Annotated in this window: 20 protein-coding genes; 5 read left to right on the top strand and 15 right to left on the bottom strand. The window is 63.3% G+C overall.

Annotated elements, in window-relative coordinates; all coding sequences use genetic code 11:
- Positions 1-151 precede the first annotated feature (151 nt).
- On the top strand, positions 152-559 hold the full coding sequence (locus QRN22_RS18705; protein WP_042551947.1) for a DUF6491 family protein: 408 nt from the start codon (positions 152-154) through the stop codon (positions 557-559).
- 61 nt (positions 560-620) lie between these two features.
- Here QRN22_RS18705 and QRN22_RS18700 read toward each other — a convergent pair whose 3' ends face one another.
- The 6 genes from QRN22_RS18700 to xseA all read right to left on the bottom strand — a co-directional run bounded on the left by QRN22_RS18700 (position 621) and on the right by xseA (position 8083).
- Entirely contained in the window at positions 621-3125 is a 2505-nt protein-coding gene (locus QRN22_RS18700; RefSeq protein ID WP_042551946.1) for a TonB-dependent siderophore receptor, read from the bottom strand.
- A gap of 149 nt (positions 3126-3274) precedes the next feature.
- Complete coding sequence (locus QRN22_RS18695) at positions 3275-4246, bottom strand: FecR domain-containing protein (protein ID WP_042551945.1); 972 nt, start codon at positions 4244-4246, stop codon at positions 3275-3277.
- A complete protein-coding gene (locus tag QRN22_RS18690; protein WP_042551944.1) occupies positions 4243-4761 on the bottom strand; it encodes a sigma-70 family RNA polymerase sigma factor in 519 nt (172 codons plus the stop codon). Before QRN22_RS18690 ends, QRN22_RS18695 begins: the two co-directional genes overlap by 4 nt.
- Positions 4762-4936: 175 nt before the next feature.
- Complete coding sequence (locus QRN22_RS18685; protein ID WP_042551943.1) at positions 4937-5605, bottom strand: glutathione S-transferase; 669 nt, start codon at positions 5603-5605, stop codon at positions 4937-4939.
- A 101-nt stretch (positions 5606-5706) separates the two neighbouring features.
- Entirely contained in the window at positions 5707-6528 is an 822-nt protein-coding gene (locus QRN22_RS18680) for a peptidoglycan DD-metalloendopeptidase family protein (protein WP_042551942.1), read from the bottom strand.
- A 175-nt stretch (positions 6529-6703) separates the two neighbouring features.
- Positions 6704-8083 carry an exodeoxyribonuclease VII large subunit gene (xseA, locus tag QRN22_RS18675; RefSeq protein WP_042552067.1) on the bottom strand — a complete coding sequence of 460 codons (1380 nt, stop codon included), beginning with the start codon at positions 8081-8083 and terminating at the stop codon, positions 6704-6706.
- A 183-nt stretch (positions 8084-8266) separates the two neighbouring features.
- Between xseA and QRN22_RS18670 the strand changes: the two genes are divergently transcribed.
- Positions 8267-9019, top strand: a complete 753-nt coding sequence (locus QRN22_RS18670; protein WP_042551941.1) for a response regulator transcription factor — start codon at positions 8267-8269, stop codon at positions 9017-9019.
- 29 nt (positions 9020-9048) lie between these two features.
- On the top strand, positions 9049-10374 hold the full coding sequence (locus QRN22_RS18665; RefSeq protein ID WP_156152636.1) for a sensor histidine kinase: 1326 nt from the start codon (positions 9049-9051) through the stop codon (positions 10372-10374).
- A 643-nt stretch (positions 10375-11017) separates the two neighbouring features.
- On the opposite strand, the gene QRN22_RS18660 is transcribed toward QRN22_RS18665, so the two are convergent.
- Positions 11018-11914, bottom strand: a complete 897-nt coding sequence (locus QRN22_RS18660; protein WP_042551939.1) for a LysR family transcriptional regulator — start codon at positions 11912-11914, stop codon at positions 11018-11020.
- 160 nt (positions 11915-12074) lie between these two features.
- On the opposite strand from QRN22_RS18660, the gene QRN22_RS18655 reads away from it, so the two are divergent.
- Entirely contained in the window at positions 12075-13124 is a 1050-nt protein-coding gene (locus QRN22_RS18655) for an SDR family oxidoreductase (protein WP_042551938.1), read from the top strand.
- A gap of 22 nt (positions 13125-13146) precedes the next feature.
- Complete coding sequence (locus QRN22_RS18650) at positions 13147-14484, top strand: NTP/NDP exchange transporter (protein WP_042551937.1); 1338 nt, start codon at positions 13147-13149, stop codon at positions 14482-14484.
- A 903-nt stretch (positions 14485-15387) separates the two neighbouring features.
- On the opposite strand, the gene QRN22_RS18645 is transcribed toward QRN22_RS18650, so the two are convergent.
- From QRN22_RS18645 to mprF, 8 genes are all read right to left on the bottom strand, one after another.
- Positions 15388-17352 carry a TonB-dependent receptor domain-containing protein gene (locus QRN22_RS18645; protein WP_042551936.1) on the bottom strand — a complete coding sequence of 655 codons (1965 nt, stop codon included), beginning with the start codon at positions 17350-17352 and terminating at the stop codon, positions 15388-15390.
- Positions 17353-17519: 167 nt separating this feature from the next.
- Positions 17520-17933 (bottom strand): hypothetical protein, encoded by a 414-nt coding sequence (locus tag QRN22_RS18640; RefSeq protein ID WP_156152631.1) that lies wholly within the window; start codon positions 17931-17933, stop codon positions 17520-17522.
- 4 nt (positions 17934-17937) lie between these two features.
- Entirely contained in the window at positions 17938-18525 is a 588-nt protein-coding gene (locus tag QRN22_RS18635; RefSeq protein WP_042551934.1) for a hypothetical protein, read from the bottom strand.
- Between the two features lie 102 nt (positions 18526-18627).
- The gene (locus QRN22_RS18630; protein WP_156152630.1) at positions 18628-19215 is read right to left on the bottom strand and encodes a hypothetical protein; all 588 of its coding nucleotides are present in this window, start codon (positions 19213-19215) and stop codon (positions 18628-18630) included.
- An 89-nt stretch (positions 19216-19304) separates the two neighbouring features.
- Positions 19305-19466 (bottom strand): DUF2986 domain-containing protein, encoded by a 162-nt coding sequence (locus QRN22_RS18625; protein WP_082045683.1) that lies wholly within the window; start codon positions 19464-19466, stop codon positions 19305-19307.
- 107 nt (positions 19467-19573) lie between these two features.
- Positions 19574-20899 (bottom strand): 30S ribosomal protein S12 methylthiotransferase RimO, encoded by a 1326-nt coding sequence (gene rimO / locus QRN22_RS18620; protein ID WP_042551933.1) that lies wholly within the window; start codon positions 20897-20899, stop codon positions 19574-19576.
- Between the two features lie 153 nt (positions 20900-21052).
- The gene (locus tag QRN22_RS18615) at positions 21053-22312 is read right to left on the bottom strand and encodes a virulence factor family protein (RefSeq protein ID WP_042551932.1); all 1260 of its coding nucleotides are present in this window, start codon (positions 22310-22312) and stop codon (positions 21053-21055) included.
- Positions 22312-24942, bottom strand: a complete 2631-nt coding sequence (mprF, locus tag QRN22_RS18610; RefSeq protein WP_042551931.1) for a bifunctional lysylphosphatidylglycerol flippase/synthetase MprF — start codon at positions 24940-24942, stop codon at positions 22312-22314. The genes QRN22_RS18615 and mprF overlap by 1 nt, the downstream gene beginning before the upstream one ends.
- Positions 24943-25239 lie beyond the last annotated feature (297 nt).

Genomic DNA, 25239 nt, shown 5'->3' with positions numbered 1-25239 from the left:
TCAAACCCGCTGCGAGAGAGTGCCCTTGTGCAGCGGCGGCGTACCTTAGCAAAAGCGGATCACGATCAGGCGTTTCTGTCAGGTTTGTTCAATATTGAAGTGGCTGCGGCTATGCTCGACGCTGAGTCGACACCTCTCCAGGAACTCTCGTATGTCCCGAATCGGCTGTGGCGCTATCACGCTGCTGACGCTCCTGCTCGGTGCCTGTGCGCAATCGCCGGCGCGAGATGAAAATCTGCCGTTGGAGCAACGCCTGGCCAGCCTCGGCTACCGGCAGGGCGAAGTGGTGGATGCGCTGCAGCGCTTCGATATCGACGGATGGCAGTACCTGGACAAGACCCACATCATCCTCGGTGACGGGCCCGGACGATCCTATCTGGTCACCTTCTCGCGACCGTGCCGCAACCTGAACGTCAGCAATGGTCTGGGGTTCAGCACGACCGTGGGATTGCTGACACGCCTGGACCGCATCGTATCGAGCGACGGCAGCGGCTTTGCCGAACACTGCCTGATTGGCGAACTGCATCGTCTGGAAAAGGTGCCCAAACCGGGCAAGTGACTCCGTCAGTACGGCTGCCAGGTGAGCCGCTCCCGTACCAGGGCACGAGAGCGGAGGGCGATCAGAACTCGCCGCGCAGGGTCACGGCGAAGTTGCGGGGTTCGCCGTAGTAGTAGTTGGCGCCTGTAGCGCCGATCTTCTCGTAATAGTGTTTATCGAAAAGGTTGTTGCCGTTCAGCTGCATTGAGTAATGCTCATTGAAGCGATAACCGACGACTGCGTTGTACACGGCATAACCACCTTGTTGAGCGCGTACCGTACGGCCGTTGGATGTACCTTCGGCATAGATGTCACTCTGTGCCTGTACGCCGCCGCCGACGGTCCAGGCCGAAAGCGTACCCGGTAGGCGATAGCTGGTAAAAAGCCTCAACAGGTGTTTGGGGTCAGTGGTTCGCAGTGCGTTGCCCTGATTGGCAGCGGTGTCCTTGAGATATTTGGTTGTGGTGTAGGTATAGCCGGCTCCGATCTGCCAGCCGCTCAGCACCTCGCCGGAGATTTCCAGTTCGACCCCCTCGCTTCGACTCTTGCCTGAAGCGACATAGCAGGCGCCCAAGGCATTGTTGGGCAGGCAGCGGATGTTGTCGTCGGTAGCCGCCGCATCCTGCAACGCCTTGCCCACCAGATTCGTGCGGAACATCGCCACGGAACTGTTCAGGCGGCCCTCGTAGAACTCGCCTTTCAGCCCCACTTCATAGACCTCACCTGTCATCGGGTCGAGCAGGCCACCCGAAGTGTCGTATCTGCTCTGTGGGGAAAATATTTCGGTGTAGCTGGCGTAAGCGCTGATGGCCTCGGTCAGGTCATAAATCAGTGCGCCATAGGGCACAACTTCGCGGTTGATGCTGTAGTCGGCGCTTGTCGAGTCTTGCAGTTCGTAGTCGTACCAGTTAAGACGTGCGCCGATGATGGCGGTCAGCGGCTCGGCTAGCGAGATGCTCCAGTTGGCATAGATCGCTTCCTGAGTGGTAATGCTGTGAGTCTGCGGATTGGCGGTGGCGGGCCCTGCTGTCCAGTTGATGTCGGAGGGATTCCAGTTCCGAATGTCAACGACCAGGTTCTGACCGTTGGCGTCTACATAGTTACCCCATACCGAATCGATTCCGATGGAGTCGGTCACGTTGCGTTCGGTACCCAGGGTCAGGTGGTGCTCGCGGCCGAATAGGTCGAAATTACCATCCAGAACCGCGCCTAGATTGGTGTAATTGGTGCGGCCACCACCGTCGCTGTTGTTATACGACACGTTCCAAAGATAAGGATTGGTGGCGCCGCGTGGGCGAGCCAGATTGGTTTGCTGGAAGCCATGATCCTTGTAAGCGAAGCGACTGCGACTGCCGGTCAGTTTGAGATTCCAGTCATTAGCGAAGGCATGTTCCAGTTCGCCGAAGAAATTCACGTTGGTACGATCCCAGCGTGCCCAGTTAGCTCCGAAGAATGTGTCGCGATCAAACGGCAAGGGCGAGCCGTCGAGGTCCGCCGGCAAATTGCCCCAGGCCCCGGTGGCGTCAAGCTCGGTATATTCCAAGCCGCCAGTGATTACGGTGCGGTCACCGAGATCGGCGGACAATACGGTGTATACGACATTCTTGCGCTCCATGCGCGTGTCCTGGAAAAAGTCCTTGTCGTCGTGGACGGCAATGATCCGGCCGCGAATCGAGCCGTCTTCTACCAGTGGGCCGGAGATATCAGCCACGTATCGATTGGCATCCCAGGAGCCGGCGGTATAGCTGGCAGAGCCTTGAAACTCCCGGGTTGGCCGCTTGCGCACCAGGTTCGCTGTTCCTGAGGGATTACCTGAGCCGCGGAGCATGCCGCTGGCACCGCGCAAAACCTCTACGTGATCCAGTGTCGCTGCGTCCGGTTGGATGAAGTTGCCGCCGCCTGCCCCTTGGGCAACGGTCGCGCCATCAAACTGGATGGCATCGATGGAGAAGCCGCGTGAGTAGTAGTTCACCCGCTCGCTATCGGTCTGGTCGACCACCACGCCAGGTGTCTGCTGGAGCATCTCCTTGAGGTTGGTCAGGTTCTGATCCTTCATGCGCTGTTCGGTCAGTACCGTCACCGACTGTGGGGTGCGGCGCAGCGACTGCGGCGTCTTGCCGATGCTGACCGCCCCGGTGGTGTACGAGCCACTGCCTTCGGTCGTGCCGCCCAGGCCGGTGCTGCTGATTGCTGTCGCGCCCAGCTCCATGGCGCTGCCGACGTCCAGGCGTTGGCTGAGAATGAAGCTGCCATTGCCCTGGTTCAGGGCTTCCATATCGCTGCCTTGCAGCAACTGGTTCAGCCCTTCATGAGCCTCGTATTCGCCTTGCAGGCCCGGCGAGTTCTTGCCGGCGGTTTGCTGCGGGGTCGTGGCCAGGGTGATCCCGGCGGTACGGGCGAACTGGTTGAGGGCATCGGCCAGCGGCCCGGCAGCAATCGAATAACGCTTAACGCTGGCAGTGCTACCGGGCTCGTCCGCCAGCAGGGTGGCTGGGGCAGCGGCGAAGCCCAGAGCTGCCCCGAACAGGGCGTGGCGCAGGGCGCGATTGAGCGGGGTGAGGCGGGCGGCGTTTAAGCGTGGTTGCATGGGGCTCACTGTCGACGGAACGGCTATGAATAGGAATGGTTCTGATTCCTTGCCGAACCGTGTCGGAAAAGCCGACAGTTTTTTCCAACTTTTTTCAGCGCGAGAACGACGCTCTTTTCAGCCTGCGCGCAGATGCGAGGTGGCTGGCGTCAGGCCGCTTCCACCCGAACCCACCAGCGCGTCATGTACTGCACGCGAATCGGCAGGGTCTGCGCCATGACCCGCAACAGTTCATCCGTATCGCCGAGACGGAACACGCCGGACAGGCGCAGATCGGCAACGCTGCGGGTGTAGCCGAGATGACCGTTGCGGTAACGGCCGACCTCGTCGAGAAAATCCTGCAAACGCATGTCGCGGGTGACGATCAGCCCCTCGCGCCAGGCGGAGGGGTCCATATCGTCACGCTCGAACGCTGAAGCGCGGCCATCGGCGACCCGGTAACGATTTCCGGAAGTAGCCAGAAAGGTGGGCAGCCCGGCCACCGCGACCTGACCCTGTTCGACATGCAGGTTGATACCGCCATCACGTATGCGCAGGCCGAAGCGGGTGGCCGGCTCGGCTCCCGCCTGAGCCTCGAACGATCCGTACGGGGTACTGACCCGCAAGGGACGCCGGCTGTTGGCTGTGCAGCTGACGAACAGTTCGCCCTGACGCAGGACGATCAGGCGCTGTCTGTCGTCGAGGCGTACATCCACGGCGGTGTCGGTGTTGAGGTCGAGTTCGTCACCGTGGCCGAGGGCCAGGTGGCGATGTTCGCCCACGGCGGTTGCCTGGTCCGCCAGTAGCGGCTGGACGATGGACAGATCCTTGGCCAGCCAGGCACTGCCACCTGCCACGGCAGTCAGCGACAGCAGCTTGAGTGCCTGTCGACGGCGCAGACGCATGGCCGAGTTTTCCAGCGTATCGACGGTGCCTGCCGGCAGGGTCCGCAGATCCTGGCTCAACTCGGCATGCATGCCGCTGACCCGCTGCCAGGCGCGTTCGTGGCCGGCATCCTCGCGTCGCCACTGCTCGCACTGGCGACGCAGCGCGGGGGCGTCGTCCTGCTGCAGGCGCATCAGCCAGCCGATCGCCTGCTTGACCCGGCGTGCTTCGGCATCCTTGTTGGTCAGGTCGCTCATGCATCTTCGCCATAGCGCAGCAGATAGCAGTGATACAGCGCGTCGGCGATATAGCGCTCTACGGAGCGAACCGATACACCCAGACGCTCGGCGATTTCCCGGTATGACAGGCCTTCGCACTGGGCAAGCAGAAAGGCGGTGCGAACCCGGGGTTTGAGGCCGTCGAGCATCAACGCGATGCGTTCGAGCAGCTCCAGCACCAACTCCCGGGATTCCGGCGAGGGCGCTTCCGCGTCCGAAAGGTGCGCGATGCTCTCCAGCCAGGCGCGCTGCAGCTCTTCACGGCGCCAGTGATCGATCACCAGGCCGCGGGCGACGGTACGCAGAAACGCGCGGGGCGTATCGATGGCGCTCAGGTCGCAGCGCTGGATGACCCGCACAAAGGTATCGTGGGCGAAATCCGCGGCATCGCTGGCATTGCCGAGGCGGCCGCGCAACCACGTCTTCAGCCAACCATGATGGTCGCTGTAGAGCGTGTGGATGACGGTGCGCTGAGGTGAGTCGAGGGCTGACATGAAAAGCCAGGAGTGAGTCTGATAATTCCTCGCATTGTCATTCCCGCGGCGGTTCTTTGCAATGCCGCGGGTTGCCAGATGATAAGCGGCACCCATCAATCACCCAGGTCAGGCGGGTTCGGTTCGACCCTGATTCCGACTGCCTGCACTACCCCGAGCCGCCGACCGGCGTGCCTCAGTTGGCGTAGGCGTATTCTCCGCCTCGTTGCAGGGCACGTTGGTAGGCGGGGCGGGCATGGATACGTTCGAGGAAAGCCTTCAGCCGGGGGCGGCTGGCATCCAGCCCGCCTCGCGAAGTGGCCGCCTCCAGTGGAAAGCTCATCTGGATATCGGCCACGCTGAATTGCTCACCGGCGAACCAGGTGCTCTTGCCAAGCTCGCCTTCCAGATAGTCCAGATGCAGTTTCAATTGTGGGTTGATCAGCAGGTTCTTGACCTTCTGCGCAATGCCGCGGGCGACGGGTTTGACGAAGAAGGGCATGGGGCTGTTTTCCACCTTGTCGAACACCAGCTTGAGCAGCAGAGGCGGCATCGCCGAGCCTTCGGCATAATGCAGCCAGTAGTTGCAGCGCAGACGCTCGGGGCTGTCTGCTGGCGGTAACAGGGCCGGGCCATGACGGTTGGCCAGGTAGTCGATGATGGCGCCGGACTCGGCCAGGGTCAGGTCGCCGTCGGTAACCACCGGCGACTTGCCCAGCGGATGTACGGCGCGCAATTCTGGCGGGGCCAGCATGGTCTTGGGGTCGCGCTCGTAGCGCTTGATCTGATACTCCACGCCCAGTTCTTCGAGCAGCCAGAGGATGCGCTGCGAGCGCGAGTTGTTCAGGTGATGGACGGTGATCATCGTGGCTCCTGGTCGTGAGGGGGCGATAGCCATCCATGAAGCGCTGCGTTCAGGGCGATCAGCCAGTGATCGCCACTCTACACGTCAATGCCCGGCGCTGGCTAAGGCTTGAACGCACCAATGAAGATCGCCGGATCGACCCGTGCATCGTTGAGGCTGACGTTCCAATGCAGGTGCGGCCCGGTGGCGCGTCCGGTGGCGCCGACCTTGCCGAGCACGCCGCCGCGGGGTAGCTCGTCGCCGACCTTCACGCCGACCTCCGACAGGTGGCAGAACATGCTGATCAGGCCCTGGCCGTGGTCGACGAAAACGGTCTTGCCGTTGAAGAAGTAGTCGCCCACCAGAATCACCTTGCCGGCCGCGGGTGCCTTGATCGGTGTGCCGCGATTGGCGGCGAAGTCCAGCCCGGAGTGCGGGTTGCGCTCCTCGCCATTGAAGAACCGGCGCAGCCCGAAGGGGCTCGACAGCGGGCCGTTGACCGGCTTGTCGAACATCAGGTTGCTCGGTTGCCGTGGGCTGAACTGCTGGTAGGCACGGGTCTGCTCGGCCAGTTCCCGCTCGATGCGCGCGAGGTTCTTGGCGTTGGGGTTGACCTGCTGCTGGTTCTTGATGGTGATGCGCTGCTCGACGTAGGTCTTGCTGCCCACCTGAAAGCTCAGACGCTGGCCGCCCGTTTCGATCTGCTGGGTGCCGGGTTTGACGCTCAACGGAATGCCGACGATGGCGATCCAGCGCTGCTGATCTTCATGCACCACCAAGACCGGCTTGCGCTGGTAGGTGGCGCTGGGTGCACTGGCCGAGGCACCGAGGTCGACCACGGCGACGCCACCCGGTACCGGCTTGTTCAGCAGGCGGCTGATGAAGCCTTCGGCGTGAGCGGGCAGGGCGAGACAGAGGGTGAGCAGCAACAGCAGGGAGCGCATTGATTTTCCTTTTTTATCGAGGCTTGAGAGGGGCTCTTTCAGGGTGAGGGGCGTTCTGCGAAACCGCGATACGGCCACCAATCGCCTTCAAGGGCCAGGCGCCCCGGACTTCCACGTGAGTTTTCGGCAACCTGTAGGAGCCCGCTTGCGGGCGATGCGAGCGTGGCCATGATCTTCAGTCCAGCAGCGAAAGCGTGACGGGCGCGACATGATTGTCCTCGACGCGTACGTCCAGCTCGCCTTCACCAAGGCGCGCCTTGAGGCGCTGCCCCGGTTGGGTGGCGGCAGCGCTGCGGATGGCCTGGCCACGGTCGTCGAGCAGGATGCTGTAACCGCGTCCGAGGGTCGCCAGGGGGCTGACCACGTGGAGCGTCTGCATCTGACTCTGCAGCAGCAGGCGGCGGGCCTTGAGGCCTTCCTTCATGGCCCTAGGCAGACGTTCGGCGAGGCTGTCGAGACGCTGGCGCAGCAGCTTGAGGTGACGTCCCGGATGCTGCCCGGCCAGGCGCGCCTGCAACTGCGCGAGCTTGTGGGCACGCTGATTGACCTGATGCGTATAGGCACGGCGCAGACGCATGTCGAGATCGTCGAGGCGCTGGGCTTGCTGACGCAGCCGTTCGCCGGGATGGCGCATGCGCCGGGTAAGGCCCTCGAGGCGCATGCGTTCACGGGCCAGGCGGCCGTTGATGGCCAGGGTCAGACGGCGTTGCAGCACCGTGACCCGCTGCACCAGGTCATCGCTATGGGGCGCCAGCAGTTCCGCCGCGGCTGACGGCGTGGGAGCGCGCACGTCGGCGACGAAATCGCTGATCGACACATCGGTTTCATGACCGACCGCACTGACGATGGGCGTGACGCAGGCGTCCACGGCGCGTGCCACGGCTTCTTCGTTGAAGCACCAGAGATCCTCCAGCGAGCCGCCGCCACGGGCGAGGATCAGCGCATCGAAGCCCTGGGCGTCAGCCAGCTTCAAGGCCCGAACGATCTGTGCCGTGGCCTCGCGGCCCTGTACGGCGGTGGGGATCAGGCTCAGTTCGACCTGCGGAGCACGGCGACGAAACACGCTGATGATGTCGCGGATCACTGCGCCGGTGGGCGAGCTGATGATGCCGATACGCCGCGGGTGAGCCGGCAGAGGGCGCTTGCGTTCGGCGGCGAACAGGCCTTCTGCACCGAGCTTCTCCTTCAAGGCCTCGAAGGCCAGGCGCAGGGCACCGTCACCGGCCGGCTCCACGGCGTCTAGAATCAGCTGATAGTCGCCACGGCCCTCGAACAGCGAGACCTTGCCGCGCACCTTGACCGCCAGACCATCACGCAGCGCCTGGCGTACCCGTGCGGCGTTCTGCCGGAACAGCGCACAGCGCACCTGAGCCTGGCTGTCCTTGAGGGTGAAGTAGACATGCCCGGAGGCTGGCCGTGCGAGGTTGGAAATCTCCCCCTCGACCCAGATGCCGCCGAAGACATCTTCGAGCAGCAGGCGCGCACGGTTGTTGAGCTGGCTGACGCTGAGCACCTCGCGGTCGAGGTTCAGACGTTGGAACGGGTCTTTGATCATGGACGGCATCATAAGCCGAGGCGCGTGTGGCCGAAACCGTGCGTCATCAAATGAAGCAGATACGCCAGCCTGCGACGCGACGCCGCTGCAGTTGCAGCGGGCTCTGGCGTATCATCGGCATGCAAATGATAATCCTCCGCACAGGCGGCCTGTTGGTTCAGGCTGCGACTGCCCCGAGCCATCATGAATCCGACTTCTCCACTCTCCGCACCGCGCGTTCTGGTGGTCGACGACCATCGCAAGATTCGCGAGCCGCTGGCCGTTTATCTGCGCAAGCACGCCTTCGACGTGCGTACCGCGGAGAGCGCCGAGGGCATGTGGCAGTTGCTCGACGCCCAGCGGTTCGACGTGGTGGTGCTGGATGTGATGCTGCCGGACGGCGATGGCTTCGAGCTGTGCAGCCGCCTGCACCGGCGCAACGGCGTGCCGGTGATATTGCTGACCGCCCGCGATACCACCCGCGACCGCATCCGTGGGCTGGACCTGGGCGCCGATGATTACCTGACCAAACCCTTCGAACCCCGGGAGCTGGTGGCGCGCATCAACAGCGTGCTACGTCGGCGCGGCCCGCTCAGCGCCGAGCCTGCGCTGTTCGAACCGACGCCGCAGCCGCTGCTGCGCCATTACCAGTTCGCCGGCCTGGCGTTCGCCAGCGGCAGTGGCAGCCTGAGCGACAGCAGCGGGCAGTCGACCCGTCTGAGCACGGCGGAAGCGCGTTTGCTGCAGGTCTTTCTCGACCATCCGAACCAGGTACTGGATCGCGCCCGACTGATCGACCTGACGGCTCGCCCGGACAGCGATGTGTTCGATCGCACCATCGACCGCCAGGTCAGCCGCCTGCGCCGCAAACTGATCGACAGCGCCGGCTGTGAGGACCTGCTGCGCACCGTATGGGGCGGCGGCTACATGCTGGTCGCGGAGGTGACGCGCTCATGAGGTGGCTGGCGCGCCTGTGGCCGCAGCGTTTGATTCATCAATTGGCGGTGTTGCTGATCCTCGCGCTGCTGGCTTCCCACGGCATTGCCGTCCTGCTGCTGCAGCGCACCGGCGCGCTGGTGCATCCGCTGTCCCGTGCCCAGATACTGGAGCGTCTGGGTACCGCTTACCACGCGGCCGTGGAATTGAATCAGGGCGATGGCGAGCGCCTGTTGATATCGATGGGCGGCGTCGAGGCGCGTTTCTGGATCGCCGCCGAGGCGGATGTTCCAAGCTTCGAGATGCACCCGGAAGAGTTGCGCCTGACCGCCGAGTTGGCCAATGAGCTACAGGCGCCTGCAGAGCTGATCCACATGCAGCTCGAACGCATCGGCGGCGGGCCCGCGCGCGAAGACGTGCTGAGCCCTGCCGGCTGGGAGCCGTTACGCCTGCGCAGCAGTATCAGGCTGCCGTCGGGGCAGTACCTCAATGCCCTGCAGCATCCATCCGGTGCCTATGAATGGAGCCGCCTGCTGGCATATGCCTTGCCGGTGAGCATCGTGCCGATTCTGTTGATCCTGCTGTTCTTCATGGCCCGGGTGGTGCGCCCGTTCAGGACGCTGGCCGCGGCCACCGAGCGCATCAGCCGGGGCGAGCGCATCGCCCACCTGTCGCTGTCGGGCCCGCGCGAGGCTCAGGAACTGAGCCGAGCCTTCAACCTGATGCAGGAGCGCCTCGCTCGCCATGTGGAGGGGCGCACGCGAATGCTCGCAGCGCTCAGCCACGACCTCAATACACCCTTGACCGAGCTGCGCTTGCAGCTCGAGCTGCTCGATGACGGCCCCTTGCGCGAGGACCTGCTCGACAGCCTCGACGAGCTCCGCGCGATGGTCGCCGAGACGCTGGACTTCATCCGCGACGATGCCGTGCAGGAACCGACGGTGCGCCTGTCGTTGACCGCGCTGCTCGATGATCTGGCGCGACGTTATCGCACCTTGGGGCAACCGGTCAGTTGGCAGAGCGGGCCCGAGGTCTTCTGTCGTTGCCGACCGTTGGCGCTCAAACGCGTGCTCACCAACCTGATCGACAACGCCCTGCAGCATGGTGGGGATGCCGTGATCAGCTTGGAGCGTACCGCAACGGGCGAGATAAGCCTGGAGGTCCTCGATCATGGGCCGGGCGTCGATCCCGCGCGACTGGAGCAGGTGTTCGAGCCGTTCGTGCAGTTGAATGCGGAGAACGGCGCGAGCGGGCTAGGGCTCGGCCTGGCCATCGCGCGTGCGTGCGTGCAGGCCCACGGTGGTGAACTGACCCTGGAAAACCGCCCGCCCGCCGGCCTCTGCGCGGTGGTGCGTTTGCCGGCCGGGGGCCCTTGAGTTTCGCCGCCCGGCAGTGCTCCTATCGTTCCTCACGCTCCGCATGGAATGCCTGCGCAGGACGCTCAGCCCGTAGGGTGGCTTCAGCCCACCACCACAACGGCCACAGCCCGAAGCACTGAACCGCATGTTCTGAACCTACAGCCAACATCGGCGTTGAATGGCTTTGGTGGGCTAAAGCCCCACCCTACGGTTCATGCCCCTGGGGGTAGGGTGGGCTTCAGCCCACCACCCAAAGCGCCCACAGCCCGAAGCACTGAACCGCATGCTCTGAACCTCCAGCCACCATGGCATTGAATGGCTTTGGTGGGCTAAAGCCCCACCCTACGGTTGATGCCTCTGGGAGTAGGGTGGGCTTCAGCCCACCACCACAACGGCCACAGCCCGAAGCACTGAACCGCATGTTCTGAACCTACAGCCAACATCGGTGTTGAATGGCTTTGGTGGGCTAAAGCGCCACCCTACGGTTGATGCCTCTGGGAGTAGGGTGGGCTTCAGCCCACCAAGTCCAAGCGCCCAACCCTCCGATCGTTCCTCACGCTCCGCGTGGGAATGCCTGCGCAGGACGCTCTGCGTCCAATCCGGGTGCAGTGGCGGGCGCGGAGCGCCCAGGGCCGAATTCCCACGCGGAGCGTGGAAGCGATCAAACTGTTTCGGCCTTGAGAAAATCCACGAATGCTCTGAGCGGCGAGGGCACGTGGCGGCGGTCGTTGTAATACAGGTAGGGGCCATCGAATGCCTGCCACCAGTCCTCCAGTACCGGTATCAGTGCTCCCTGTGCGAACAGTGGGCCGAGGTATTCCTCGAAGGTGTAGATGAGGCCAACGCCACCGATGGCGGCACCCACTTCAAGATCCTGGGACGAGGAGAGCAGCGGGCCCTGTGGCGGTACGCGCACGATGGCGCCGTCTTTTTCGAACTCCCAAACACCCAGCTTGCCGCTCTCGAAACGATGGCCGATCAGGCGATGCTCGAGTAGGTCGCGGGGATGTAGCGGCATGCCGTTTTTCTCCAGATAAGCAGGCGATGCGGCTGCCACGAAGCGCTGCCGACGAGGCCCGATGGGTACTGCGATCATGTCCTTGGCGACACTTTCTTCGTAGCGCACTCCCGCGTCGTAGCCGGCAGCGATCACGTCGATGAAGGTGTTGTCCATCGTCACTTCCACGCTCACGCCGGGATAGCGCTCCAGAAAAGTGGGGATCAGCTGCGGCAGCACGAAGCGGGCAATCGGCACCGGGACATTGAGGCGCAGCGTGCCGACCGGGTGTCGCGCATCGTTATCGAGGTCGCTGAAGGCGGCGCCTATCTCGTCGAGGGCAGGGCGCAGCCGCTCCAGCAGGCGAGCACCGACTTCGGTCGGAAATACGCTGCGAGTGGTGCGGTTGAGCAACCTGACGCCCAAGTCGCTCTCCAACCGGCGCACGCAATCGCTGATCGATGACGCCGACATGCCGCGTTTCTGCGCCGCCACCCGGAAGCCGCCGGCTTCCACGACCGCTGCAAACAGGGCGACATCCGTCAGGTTGGGCTGGCGCATGGGCGAACTCCAGAAAGGAAAACTGGATTGTACGAATGGGCGTACATAGCGTCCATTTTTGTGCGGCTTATCACCAGTAATTCAACGGTGAACAATGCCTCACGTCGACGTGCCGCCTTGCCGCGGTCCGTCAGATCATTCCCTACGTGAGGATCGAACCATGACAGACACAACCCTGCAGATGGACCCCACAAACGCTGCCAGCGCGGCCTGGCGCAAAGGCCTGGCAACCATCGGTCTGGCCCTGAGTTGCGTGCTGGAATCCGGCGTGTCCAGTGCCCAGAGTCAGCCGAAGCCTGACTGGAGCCTGTCGGATATGCCATCGCAGAGCGGGCGTATCTTTCTGGTCACCGGTGGCACCAGCGGCATGGGTTATGAGGATGCCAAGGCGCTTGCAGCGGCTGGTGCCGAGGTGGTGATTGCCGCACGCAATCCACAGCGCGGCAAGGAAACCATCGCTCGCATCAAGCAGGAAGTCCGTGGGGCCCAGGTGCAGTTCGAAGCGGTCGACCTGGCTGACCTGGCGTCGGTCAAGGCGTTGGGCGAACGCCTCAATGCCACCTTGCCGCGCCTCGATGGGCTGATCAACAACGCCGCGGTAATGGCGCCGCCAGAACGTGGCACGTCGGCCGATGGCTTCGAGCTGCAATTGGCCACCAACTATCTTGGGCATTTCGCGTTGACCGGCCATGTGCTGCCGCTGTTGCGCAAGAGTAGCTCGCCTCGGGTCGTCACGCTCTCCAGCATCGCGGTCGCACGGGGCAGCATCAACTTCGAGGACCTGCAATCCGAGCAGGCCTACAACCCCTATGCGTCCTACGCGCAGTCCAAGCTGGCCGTGCTGATGTGGGCTTTCGAGCTGCAGCGCCGCAGCCAGGCGCAGGGGTGGGGTATCCAGAGCATCGCCGCGCACCCGGGGGTTGCCGTGACCGAGCTGATCAAGCGCGGCCCTGGCCTGGAAAGCGACTTCGGACGTGACTGGGCCAAGGATCGTGAGCGTTACCACTCCGCTGCCCAGGGGGCATTGCCGACCCTGTACGCGGCCACCGCGCCAGACGCGCAGGGCGGTGCCTACTATGGGCCAATCGGCGAAGAGGAGAAGCGCGGGCCGCTTGGCCTGGCCAGCGTGCCAGCCGCGGCGAAGGACATCGACGCAGCGGCTCGTCTGTGGCAGGTTGCCGAGCGGTTGACCGGTGTCAGCTACCGTTGAGCCTCGTGGCAGGAGTGTCATCATGCTCTCAGCAACCCTGACGCAGCGTCTCGGCGCTGCCATCAACGCCGAACGCCACGAACTGAATCCCGCGCTTGCGGGGTTCGCCCTGTTTTTCTGTCTGTTCTCCGGCTATTTCATGCTGCGGCCCATCCGCGAGTCGATGGGCATCATGGCCGGTATCGAGAACCTGCAATGGCTGTTCACCGCCACCTTTGTGGTCATGCTGGTGGCTGTGCCGTCGTTCGCCTGGCTCAGCTCTCGGGTGCCGCGTATCCACTTCGTGGATTGGGTCTACGGGTTCTTTTGCGTGAACCTGCTGGCATTCGCCGGGCTGTTTCAGCTCGGTGACGACAACGTCTGGCTGGCGCGGGTGTTCTACGTGTGGATATCGGTCTACAACCTGTTCGTGGTGTCGGTGGCCTGGAGCCTGATGGCCGATGTGTTCGACGGGCACCAGGCCAAGCGGTTGTTCGCCTTCATCGCGGCCGGCGCCAGTGTCGGCGGCCTGGTCGGGCCGGCCATGAGCGCGCTGCTGGTCGGCGTTATCGGCGAGTCCGGGTTGATGCTGTTGGCAGCCACGCTGCTGGGCATCGCCCTGGCGCTCAAGGCGCCGTTGATGCGCTGGCGGGACGTGGGTGGCGCCGGCAGACCGGGCGCTGCATCCATCGAAAGCACTCGCAAGCCGGTGACGGGCAATCCATTCAGCGGCCTGACGCGGGTGCTGCAGTCGCCTTACCTGCTGGCGATCGCCGGATTCGTGGTGCTGCTCGCGACCGTGACGACCTTTCTGTACTTCGAGCAGGCGCGCCTGGTGGCCGAACGCTTTCCCGACCGCGAGTCGCAGATCCGGGTATTCGGCATCATCGATGTGGTCGTGCAGGCCGGTGCCTTGCTGTCGCAGGTGTTCATCACCGGGCGCATCGCGCAGAAAATGGGCGTGCGCATGCTGCTGGCGATCGTGCCGATATTGGTCTGCGTTGGCTTTATCGGGCTTGCCCTGGCGCCGACGTTTGCCATGCTGGCAGCGCTGATGATCGTCAGGCGTATTGGCGAGTACGCCTTCGTCAGGCCCGGCCGGGAAATGCTCTTCGCACCGCTGGATGCCGAGAGCAAGTACAAGGCGAAGGGGTTTATCGACACGGTCGTCTACCGGGCAGGTGACGCAATCAGTGGCTGGTTGAAGAGTGGCCTGGACATGCTCGGCCAGGGTGCGGTGCTGGTGGCGACCGTGGGTGCGCTCTGCGCATTGGTATGGGGAGTGCTCGGCTGGTACCTGGGTAAGCAGGCCGACAAGATGAGCACGCGCGCCACGCCGGAGGCGAAAGAGGGGACGAGGGTGGTGCTGGCCAGTCACTAGTGATCGTTCCTCACGCTCCGCGTGGGAATGCCTTTGCAGGACGCTCCGCGTCCAACTCAGGTGCGGTAGCGGGCGCGGAGCGCCCAGGGCTGCGTTCCTACGCGGAGCGTGGGAACGATCGAATAGCCAGCCACCATCGGCGTTGAATGCCTTTGGTGGGCTAAAGCCCCACCCTACGGTTCATGCCCCTGGGGAGTAGGGTGGGCTTCAGCCCACCACCTCGATCGTTCCTCACGCTCCGCATGGGAATAATTTCGCAGGACGCTCTGCGTCCGACTCAGGTGCGGTAGCGGGCGCGGAGCGGTTCCTACGCGGAGCGTGGGAATGATCGAATAGCCAGCCACCATCGGCGTTGAATGGCTTTGGTGGGCTAAAGCCCCACCCTAGGGTTCATGTCCCTGGGGAGTAGGGTGGGCTTCAGCCCACCACATCGATCGTTCCTCACGCTCCGCGTGGGAGTGATTTTGCAGGACGCTCTGCGTCCGACTCAGGTGCGGTAGCGGGCGCTCCGCGTGGGAATGATCGAATAGCCAGCCACCATCGGCGTTGAATGCCTTTGGTGGGCTAAAGCCCCACCCTACGGTTCATGCCCCTGGGGAGTAGGGTGGGCTTCAGCCCACCACCTCGATCGTTCCTCACGCTCCGCATGGGAATGATTTCGCAGGACGCTCCGCGTCCGACTCAGGTGCGGGCGCGGAGCGCTCAGGGCTGCGTTCCCACGCGGAGCGTGGGAATGATCGAATAGCCAGCCACCATCGGCGTTGAATGGCTTTGGTGGGCTAAAGCCCCACCCTACGGTTCATGCCTCTGGGGAGTAGGGTGGGCTTTAGCCCACCACATCGATCGTTCCTCACGCTCCGCGTGCGACTCAGGTGCGGTAGCGGGCGCGGAACGCTCAGGGCATCAGAAGTCCAGCGACGCACCCAGCCAGTAGGTACGGCCATAATTGACCGTGCCGTCGTCCTCGTCGTTGAGGCGTTTGTTACCCAGGTTGTAGACGGCCGAGTTGAGCGTCAGGTTCTGCGTCAGCTTGTACGAGCCACCGATGTCGGCAGTGGTGTAGGCGCGGGACGATTGGCCGGTCAGCGTAGCGCCATATTCCTCGCCGCTGTAGTTGGTGGCAGCCCAGGCCAGGGTTCGGTCATTGATATCCCAGTCGGCACGCAGGCTCGCCTTGCGCTTGGGGGTCAGGGACAGCGGCCGGCTCTTGTCAACGCCGCTCTTCTGCTCGGAATCCAGGTAGGTGAAGTTACCCTTGATCGCCACGTTGGCCAGCGCCTGCCAACTGCCGCTCAACTCCAGGCCACGGATCACCGCTTTGTCGACGTTGACCCGCTCCATCACGGTCAGGCCCTGCCACTGTTCGGTGGTGGTGACCGTGGACAGCTTGTCCTTGAAGTCGTTGTAGAACAGCGTGGCGCCAGCCGACAGGTCGTCACGGTTCGACCACATCGCGCTCAACTCGTAGTTGGTGCTGCTCTCGGGTTTGAGGTTGGAATTACCGAACTGCACGAAGCGGTTGCGGCGCACCACGGCGTAGTCGTCGATTACCGCGCGCAGTTCCGGCGCCTTGAAACCGCGGGCCACGCCACCTTTCAGCGTCCACTCGTTATTCAGGTGCCAGACGCCATAGACACGTGGGTTGACGTGACTGCCGTACTGCTCGTGATGATCCAGACGCACGCCGGTGGTGAGGGCGAAATCGTCGGTGATCGACCATTCGTCTTCGGCGAACAGGGCCTTCTGTACCACCGAGTATTCCTCGTTCTCGCGCTCGCGAGAGGTGCCGCGGTTGGCCTGGTTCCAGTCGGTCAGCGTGGCTTCGTTCCACTGCACGCCGGTGGTGGTGACGTGATAGTCGGTAGGGATCACCAGCTTGCCGTCCAGCACGCGGTTGCGGATCTCCGGCTTGCGCCCGAACACGTCGGCCTGCGCCGGTGTCGCCTTGCCTTCGCGGCTGGTGGTTTCTTCGGCGAACGACAGTGTCGAGTCCGCCCAGCCCCAGCGGCCTTCGTGAGTCAGCGACCAGTGATCACGGTTGTTCTTCTGTTCGCGGGTCGACCAGTTGGCGCTGAGACCATCGCCGTTCTTCAGGCGCGAGGCGCCCGCTTCGAGCAGGAAGTCATGATTCTCGGTCGGCGTAAGGGCCAGGCGCGCGGTCAGGCTCTTGTTGTCGGACTTGGCGAAGCCTTCGTTGGCTTCGACGTCGTCATCGGCCTGGCGGTCGAGGTAGCTGCCCCACACCTGCAGGCCGAGCACTTCGTTGATCAGCGGGCCATTGAGATAGAACTGGGTGTTGCGGGCATTGCCCTGATCGCTATTCGGGCGTGCCGAGTAGTCATGGGAAATGTTACCGCCCCACTCGGGCGATACCTTGCGGGTGATGATGTTGATCACCCCACCGATGGCATCCGAGCCGTACAGCGACGACATCGGCCCACGCACCACCTCGATGCGCTCGATGGCTGCCGTCGGCGGCACGAAGCTTTGCTCATAACCCCGGTTGCCATTGACCCGTGAGTCGCGCCCGCTCTGGCGTTTACCGTCGACCAGAATCAGCGTGTAGTCGCCAGGCATGCCGCGAATCTGGATGTCGGTCTCGTTGGCGCCACCGTTGACCACCACACCTTCCACATCACGTACCGCATCACCCAGGTTCTGCACCGAACGCTTGCGCAGATCATCACCGCTGATCACGGTGACCGAGGCCGGAGCGTCCTCCAGGTTCTGGGCGAAGCCGGAGGCAGTGACCACCATGTCGTCCAGCTCGACGGTGTCGGCATGGGCGAGTGTGCTGCCGGTGGCCAGGCAGATAGTCGCCAGGCGAATCAGGGTGCCGATACGGCGGCGAGGGAAGGGGGCGTGCATGGATTGTTCCTTACGAATCGTTTGCAGGCGCGAATCGTATGCATCCATGGCGAGGAAGGTTGGACAAAGTGAGACAGGCTGGTCGCGTGGGTTGGGAACTTGGAGTGTCTGTCGGAACGTGCCGCGGACAGCAGAGCTGCTGATAGCCTAATGGTTGACCTTGATGGCTACGTGTACCAGTGCCAATTGCGGCAATGCCCGCGATCATCCATGCAGGCTTCCGCGACCGCGATTGCGGAGAAGCCGATGAGGATCAATGTCGCCACAACGCAAGCCGTTATCGAGCCCCAACCACGCTTTTCGGTGCAGAACACCTTGAAGGAGGCAATCAACCCCAGCGCTAGCAGTGCGAGCGCCATATGAGACATCAGTAGCTTGAGTATCAGTTCACCAAAGCCCCCAGGCCCATCACCGCGGATCATCAGCGCCTCTCTGACGAATAGAGAAAACAGAGCCGAGTTGAATAGGTTGTAGGCCAGGCATGCCACCAACGCTCTTGGATTTCTCCGACGGCCATTGACGGTGCTGCTTGTCGGTTCGCCGGTATGTCCGCACGGCGTTTGCTTGGGACGCTTCAGCATGGCGCTAATGTTTCACCCGAATGCCTTCGCCGCAGCGGGCGGTAAAACGCTCTAGACGATCACGGCGCTCCATGTCATTGCTGTGATCCTGATTCGACAGTCTGTTGGCGTGCCTTATGGCTGCGTTGAACGAAGCCTCTTCGCTGGCAGAGGCAGGTTCAAAGGCGCCCCGAACCCTATGGTCTTCGTCGAACTGCGCGTCCCAGCTTCTGAACACCAGGTTGTATTGATGGTCCTCGGCGTCTTCATCGTAGTGGGCAGTATCGACCTCCAGGGCGACACGGCCTGCGAAGTCAGGCACGGGCGAGCGCAAGGCTACCCAGGCCATGCTCGTATCGGGCGAAAACCTCACCACGACAAGACCCGGTTGCCATTCGACGCACCAGTAGATGGCTCCTGCGCTGAGTATGTAACTGTAACGAGCGCCGGTTTGCAGTATCGCCGCCGGCCCATCGAGATATTCCTCATCGCTCAGCGGTTGCAGATGAGGGATCACGCAGCGGGTGAGGTAGCCAGCGTCTTCTGGCGCGACCGGGCCGGTGTAGAGACCGTCGGGGCATGATTGTTCACTGATGGGTACGATGTACTTCATAGGCGCATTGAATCTTGAAAGAGTGGTTCAGTGAGGAGCGCGGTGGACAAGCTTAGCGTTGGCTACGCGACCCTATCCACCCTATATGTCCGGGCTATCTAGTCATTGTACGGGCACCGTGTACCACTGCCTGGCTCTGAGAATTATCGTTCGTTTCGGGATTTCGACATCTGCATCGGCGATGCTCACTTTGCCCAGGTGCAAGGTCCATCGTGATCCTGCCTCTGGTGGCGATGTATCGAAACGCAAGTCAACGCCGCCATGCACTCCGCCGCTATCGTTGGGGTTCACTGCCGGTTGGTGTACGGCGATATCCGGAATTTTCCCTGCCCACGGAAGGCCCGGCGATATGTTTTCTGCATGCGGGCTGGTGATATAGAGCGTTGGTGTAAGGCGTTCGCCGTTTTCCTTTTCCATGTAGGCACCTTTGGCCGAATAACTTATTGGGGCTGAGCCTCTTTTGAAGTCATTCACATACAGGTAGATCCAGGTGCTGGACGTGTCTACATAATGGATTTTCGTGGCGATTTCGAAGGGCTGTGGTTTTCCGTCAGTGGTCACTTCAAACCTGTGAATACTCGGCCATGCGGCCTCGCCCTCGAACCAGGGTTGAGGCGGTGTTGAACCGATGCAGGCACTGAGCAAAAAACAAAGCGCATAAACAGTGCTTATCTTCCATGGCTTGCACATGACTACCTCTACGGCCGACGTTTGGTTGAGGCACTTTTGCCCGCGCCCAAAAGCAGTATGGCGTATTAGCCACAGGCGTCAGCGAGTACTCAGCTCTCAGGCAAAACGGCTGGCGCCTCGGCCGCTTCATTGGCCAGTTTCAGCCTGTCGGCCTTGCAGATGTACTTGGGCTTGTTCTTCGGCGCCAGCTTGGCGTTGGCCTTTTTGGCGTGGGCCTCTAACAGCTGCTTTATCTTCTTGCGGCGGTTCATGATTTCTCTGCTCTTTGTCGAAGGGCCCGATACTAAAACGCCCATTGAGCCGGGCTGACGCGGTGCGTCATTCCGGCCCAATGGGCGTTTTTCGTGAGGGAAGGGGCTTAAACCCGCTCAGCCCACATATCGTACTCATCGGCATCGACGATACGCACGCGTACCTTGTCGCCCGGCTGGAAGTCGGTGCCTTCGATAAAGACGCTGCCGTCGATTTCCGGGGCATCGGCCCAGGAGCGGGCCACGGCGCCCTGGTCGTCGACTTCGTCGATCAGCACGTCCATTTCGCGGCCGATCTTCATCTGCAGGCGTGCGGTGCTGATGGCCTGCTGGTGGGCCATGAAGCGATCCCAGCGATCCTGTTTGACGTCATCCGGGACGATATCCACGTCCAGGTCGTTGGCCGGCGCGCCTTCCACCGGCGAGTACTGGAAGCAGCCGACGCGGTCGAGCTGGGCTTCGGTCAGCCAGTCGAGCAGGTACTGGAAGTCTTCTTCGGTTTCGCCGGGGAAGCCGACGATGAAGGTCGAACGGATGGTCAGGTCCGGGCACTGCTCGCGCCAGGACTTGATGCGCGCCAGGGTGCGGTCTTCGAAGGCCGGGCGCTTCATCAGCTTGAGGACGCGCGGGCTGGCGTGCTGGAAGGGGATGTCCAGGTAAGGCAGGATCTTGCCGGCGGCCATCAGCGGGATGATGTCGTCGACGTTGGGGTACGGGTACACGTAATGCAGGCGCACCCACACGCCCATGCTGGAGAGCGCTTCGCAGAGCTCTTTCATGCGTGTCTTGACCGGCTGGCCGTTCCAGAAATCGGTCTTGTACTTGAGGTCGACGCCGTAGGCGCTGGTGTCCTGGCTGATCACCAGCAGCTCCTTGACGCCGGCCTTGACCAGGCGCTCGGCCTCGCCCAGCACGTCACCCACCGGGCGGCTGACCAGCTTGCCACGCATCGACGGGATGATGCAGAAGCTGCAACTGTGGTTGCAGCCTTCGGAAATCTTCAGGTAGGCGTAGTGGCGCGGGGTGAGTTTGACGCCCTGGGGCGGCACCAGATCGATCAGCGGGTTGTGATCCTGGCGCGGTGGCACCACGTCGTGCACGGCGTTGACCACCTGCTCGTATTGCTGCGGGCCGGTGACCGACAGCACGCTGGGGTGCACGTCACGGATGCTGCCTTCTTCGACGCCCATGCAGCCGGTGACGATGACCTTGCCGTTTTCCTTGATCGCTTCACCGATCACCTCCAGCGACTCGGCCTTGGCGCTGTCGATGAAGCCACAGGTGTTGACCACCACCACGTCGGCATCCTGATAGGTCGGCACGACCTCATAACCTTCCATGCGCAACTGGGTGAGGATGCGTTCGGAATCGACCAGGGCTTTCGGGCAGCCAAGGGAGACGAACCCAACTTTCGGGGTGGCGGTGGTGGTCATGCGGGCGAACCTCAGGCTGAGATGATGCGGGCGCTCGGGCGCCTCTGATCAAAAAGTGCGCAATTCTAGCGGCGAGCGCGAGACTTTGCCAGCACTGCCGACGGGCCGTGCTGCACGCCGACGCCTGGTCTCACCTCAGGGGCTCAGTTGTGTCTACTTCTGGCGCTTCTGGATCGCCCCGATGAGCCGCTCGGCCAGCGCCGGATAATCCTTGTCGTAGTGATGCCCGCCGGGCAGCTGGAGTTTCTCACCGACGCTCTGCTCTTGCGTGCAGCCGCTTTCCGGCGCCTCTTCGCTGCCATAGACGCACAGCACCTTTTCCGCCGGCAGCTTGACCAGCTCCGGCCCGGTGGCCGCTTCGCTGGCATCTTTGCCGAGCCAGCCCTGAACGCGGATCTCGAAGGCGCCGCTGCGCGCCAGAGCCAGCAGCAGCACGGCGTCGACCTGGCGCTTGTCGCTGTCGGGCAGGCGGTTGTAGAGCGCCGGCATCACATCGGCGCCGAATGAGTAGCCAATCAGCACGAAGCGTTTGGCGTGCCATTTCTCCCGGTACTCGCGCATCAGTTCGGAGAGGTCGCTGGCGGCTTGTTCGGGGCTCTTGCGCTGCCAGAAGTAGCGCAGGGTGTCGACGCCAACCACCGGGTAGCCCCGTTCGGCCATCTGTTCGGCGACTGCCTTGTCCAGGTCACGCCAGCCGCCATCACCCGAGTAGAACAGGCTCACGGTCTCGCCGGGCTGGGTTGCCGGCACTTCGACCACCGGCAGGGCATCGCTGGCGCCTTGCAGCAGGCGACGCAGTTGCGCGGTGAGCAGCGCCTTGGGCGCGGTCTGGTAGTCGCCGATCAGGGTTTCGGCATTGCTCTGCTGGCGCACGAAGCGCGCGCTGGCGTCATCCGGGTTGTCGTTCCACACGGCCAGCCAGTGACCCTGTGCGCTGCTCGCTGGTGGCGGCGTATCGCAATCGGGTTTGTCCAGCGAGAAGCCAACGGAGAGCGCCTGGGCCTTGTCATCATTCTGGGTGGCGAGCCAGCGCCAGGCGAGCATGGCGGCATTGTCGCTGCCAGCGAACAGGTTCACTGGGCCGTCCATCTGGGCGGTGGCCTCTTGCAGGCGTTCGGCCTGGGCCTCGCAGCTCTGCGCTATGGCCTGGTACTGGCCGATCATGGCGTGATTGGATTGCGCCAGTTCCAACAGCTCCGCATCGCTGAGTTGCTGGTCGGTGGGCAGGGCCAGGAGCACGCGGCGTTGCACCCTGTCACCCGGCGTGGCGAGCAGCAGATCGCCGCCGGAGGCCAGTGGCTGGCGTGCCAGGCTGGCTTCGGCGGGCGGCCGCAGCCAGTAGTAGAGGCCGCCAGCGAGCAACACGAGCAGGAGGATCAGTATCGGTATCAGGTGTTTGGCAGTACGGGTCATCAACGTTTCACCAGTCCGGTAAAACCGCCGGCGATCAGCGCGGCGGTATCGGTCAGCGCCACCAGCGGATCGAGCCCGGCAGGTACGGCCATGTAGCGGGGTTCCCAGTCCGGCTGGAACTTGTCCTTGAAGCGACGCAGGCCTTGGAAGTTGTAGAACGCCTCACCGCGCTGGAACACCAGGGCGCCAAGGCGCTGGGCCAGTGGCGCACCGCGACGCGGCTGCAGGCCGGAGAGCGGTACCATGCCGAGGCTGAAGCGGGCGAAGCCGGCTGCCTTGAAATGCAGGATCAGGCCGAGCATGAGAAATTCCATGGTCAGCTTTGGCGCATCCGGCAGCACACGCATCAGATCGAGAGTGGCGAGGTCGCGGCTGTCGGTCTCCAGCAGGTTGGCGAAGGCCACGGCACGGCCCTCGACCCGCGCGACGACGATACGGAAGTGACGCAGATAGGCGGGGTCGAAACGACCGAGGGAAAAGCCTTTCTCGCGCATCTGCTTGCCGTTCAGCCAGGCATCGGAGATGCCGCGCAGTTCGTCGAGAGGCGCTTGGCCGGGCTCGAAGAATTCCAGCACCAGGCCGTCGCGCTGCCCGCGGTTCCAGGTGTAGCGCAGGTCCTTCATGGTCTTGCCGGTGCTGTCCAGGTCGAAGCGATTCAGATCGACCCGGGCTTCCTCGCCCAGCTTGATGGCGGTGAGGCCGATGTCCATGTACAGCGGCAGGTTCTCGGCGCGCACCTGATAGAACACCGGGCGGGTGTGGTGGCGGTCGCACAGATCGCGGAATTGCCAGACCAGCTCGGCACGCCGCTGCGTGGTGCCGATTGGATCGAACAGGGCGACCATGCTGCGGGCGCGGCGCGAGTACATCAGAAAGGCATCGCCCTGCGGGTGTACCAGCAGGGCCTTGTCGCCGGTCAGTGCGAGGCCGCCATCGGCCTGGTCGGAGGCCTTGATGATCTGCGCTGCGCGATCCAGTTCTTCGCTGCTTGGCAGGGTGATGGCCGGTGGTGCGGCGCGCAGCAGCCAGGCAAGGAAGACCACGCCGAGCAGCAGCACGCAACCGAGGGCGGCACGCAGGCCCCGTGGTGCATCGGCGTTGACCGCGAACTGCCACCACAACTGGTGTTCGTAGGGCACGTCCTGATAGGCGAAGAACAGCAGCCAGATGGAGGCACCGAGCACGCAGGCGCTGGCCGCCAGGTGCCAGGGTGAGAACGGCAGCTCCATGATGCGGCTGGGGCGATAGAAGTAGGGGCGGAATAGGGCCAGCAGGCCAGCGGTGATGCTCAGCAGCAACGCTTCCTCCCAGTCGAAGCCCTTGAGCAGCGAAAGCACCGCACCGGTGACCAACAGCCCAAGGGTCATCGCCCAGGCCGCGGAGAGACGGCGGCGCAGCCCCTGGGCCAGCAGCAGACAGAGCAGGCCGATCAGGCTGGCGCCGAAGTGCGAGGCATCGATCAGTCGGTGCGGAATGAGAAAGTCGAGAATCTCCAGGCGTTCATCCAGGCTCGGTGTCGCGCCGGAGAACAGCAGCACCATCCCCGAGATGAACACCAGCAGCGCCAGAACTGGAGCGGCCAGGCCGCTGGCCGCACGAATCGCCTGGCGGGCATCCACCAGACGGCGCAGCTCGATGGCCAGCAGCAGCAGGCAGGCCACCAGCAATGGCAGCACGATATAAATGAGGCGATACAGCAGCAGCGCTGCAGCCAGGGGGGCAGCGCCCAGTTCGTTGGCGAAGGCTGCCAGCAGCACCGCCTCGAACACCCCTACGCCGCCGGGCACGTGGCTGAGCACGCCAGCGGCCAGCGCCAGCAGATAGACCAGCAGGAAGGTGGTGAAGGGCGGCGCTTCGGGCAGCAGCAGATACAGCACGCCTGCTGCGGCGCTGACATCGACCAGGGTGATCAGTACCTGAAGCAGGGTCAGGCGTGTGTCGGGCAGGCGCAGCAGGTGCCTGTGCAGGCGCACGGTGACGCAGTCCGGGGCTGGTCTTTCCGCCAGGCGAGCGCGGTGCAAAGCCAGAAGCAGCGCCGCGCCGAGGGCCAGAAGAACCAAACAGAGGGCGATCAATACCGGTGTTGGCAGGTGCAGGGCGGCGGCCGCTGCACCAGGATCCGCCAAGGCTGCGAGGGCTGCCAGCAGGGGCAGGGCGCAGCCGAGTGACAGGCTGGCGAATACCGTCATGCGCGCCACGTCACCGGCGCCGATGCCATGGCGGGCATACAGGCGATAGCGAATCGAGCCCCCGGAAAGCATCGACAGGCCGACCGCATTGCCGATGGCGAACGCGCAGAAGCCGCCAGTGGCCAGTGTGCGGGCTGGCAGGCTGACGGCTGCGTAGCGGCTGGCCGACCATTCGTAACCGAGCAGGGCGATGAAGCCCAGTACGGTCAGGCCAACGGCGCCGAACAGATTCACGGTCGGCACCGCCAGTATGGATTGGTGCAGCGCACTCGGGTCGAGCTCATCGAGCAGATGCCGGCAGGCGAGCAGCGCCACCACGAATAGCAGCAGGGCGGCACTCAGCCCCAGCGGCTGGCGGTATCGGTCCAGGCGTTGGCGCCATAGCAGCAGTTGAGATTTGGGCAGGGAAGGTGGGACAGTAGCGTCGGAGCTGGCGCGCATCGGATACCTCTTGGGTAGTGCGGCTCAGATTGGAAGGCGGAAGCCAAGTTTCTTTGTGTGACAAATAATGTATGGGTACAGGCGTGCCGCTTCAAGGTGTGCATGCCTGACACCAGGAAAGATTTATCTGCAGAAGAGGATAGTGCTTGAAGAGAGTGTGTGCAGGAGGTGCCCGGACGTTTTCAGGCGCCCATAAAACAAAAGCCCCGACAGCTAGGCTGTCAGGGCTTTCGTTTCGAAGGTGGTTGCGGGAGCCGGATTTGAACCGACGACCTTCGGGTTATGAGCCCGACGAGC

This window comes from Pseudomonas sp. MEJ086 (assembly GCF_030209025.1).
GTDB classification, from domain to species: domain Bacteria; phylum Pseudomonadota; class Gammaproteobacteria; order Pseudomonadales; family Pseudomonadaceae; genus Aquipseudomonas; species Aquipseudomonas fulva_A.
This window is presented reverse-complemented; position numbering and strand designations above follow the sequence as displayed.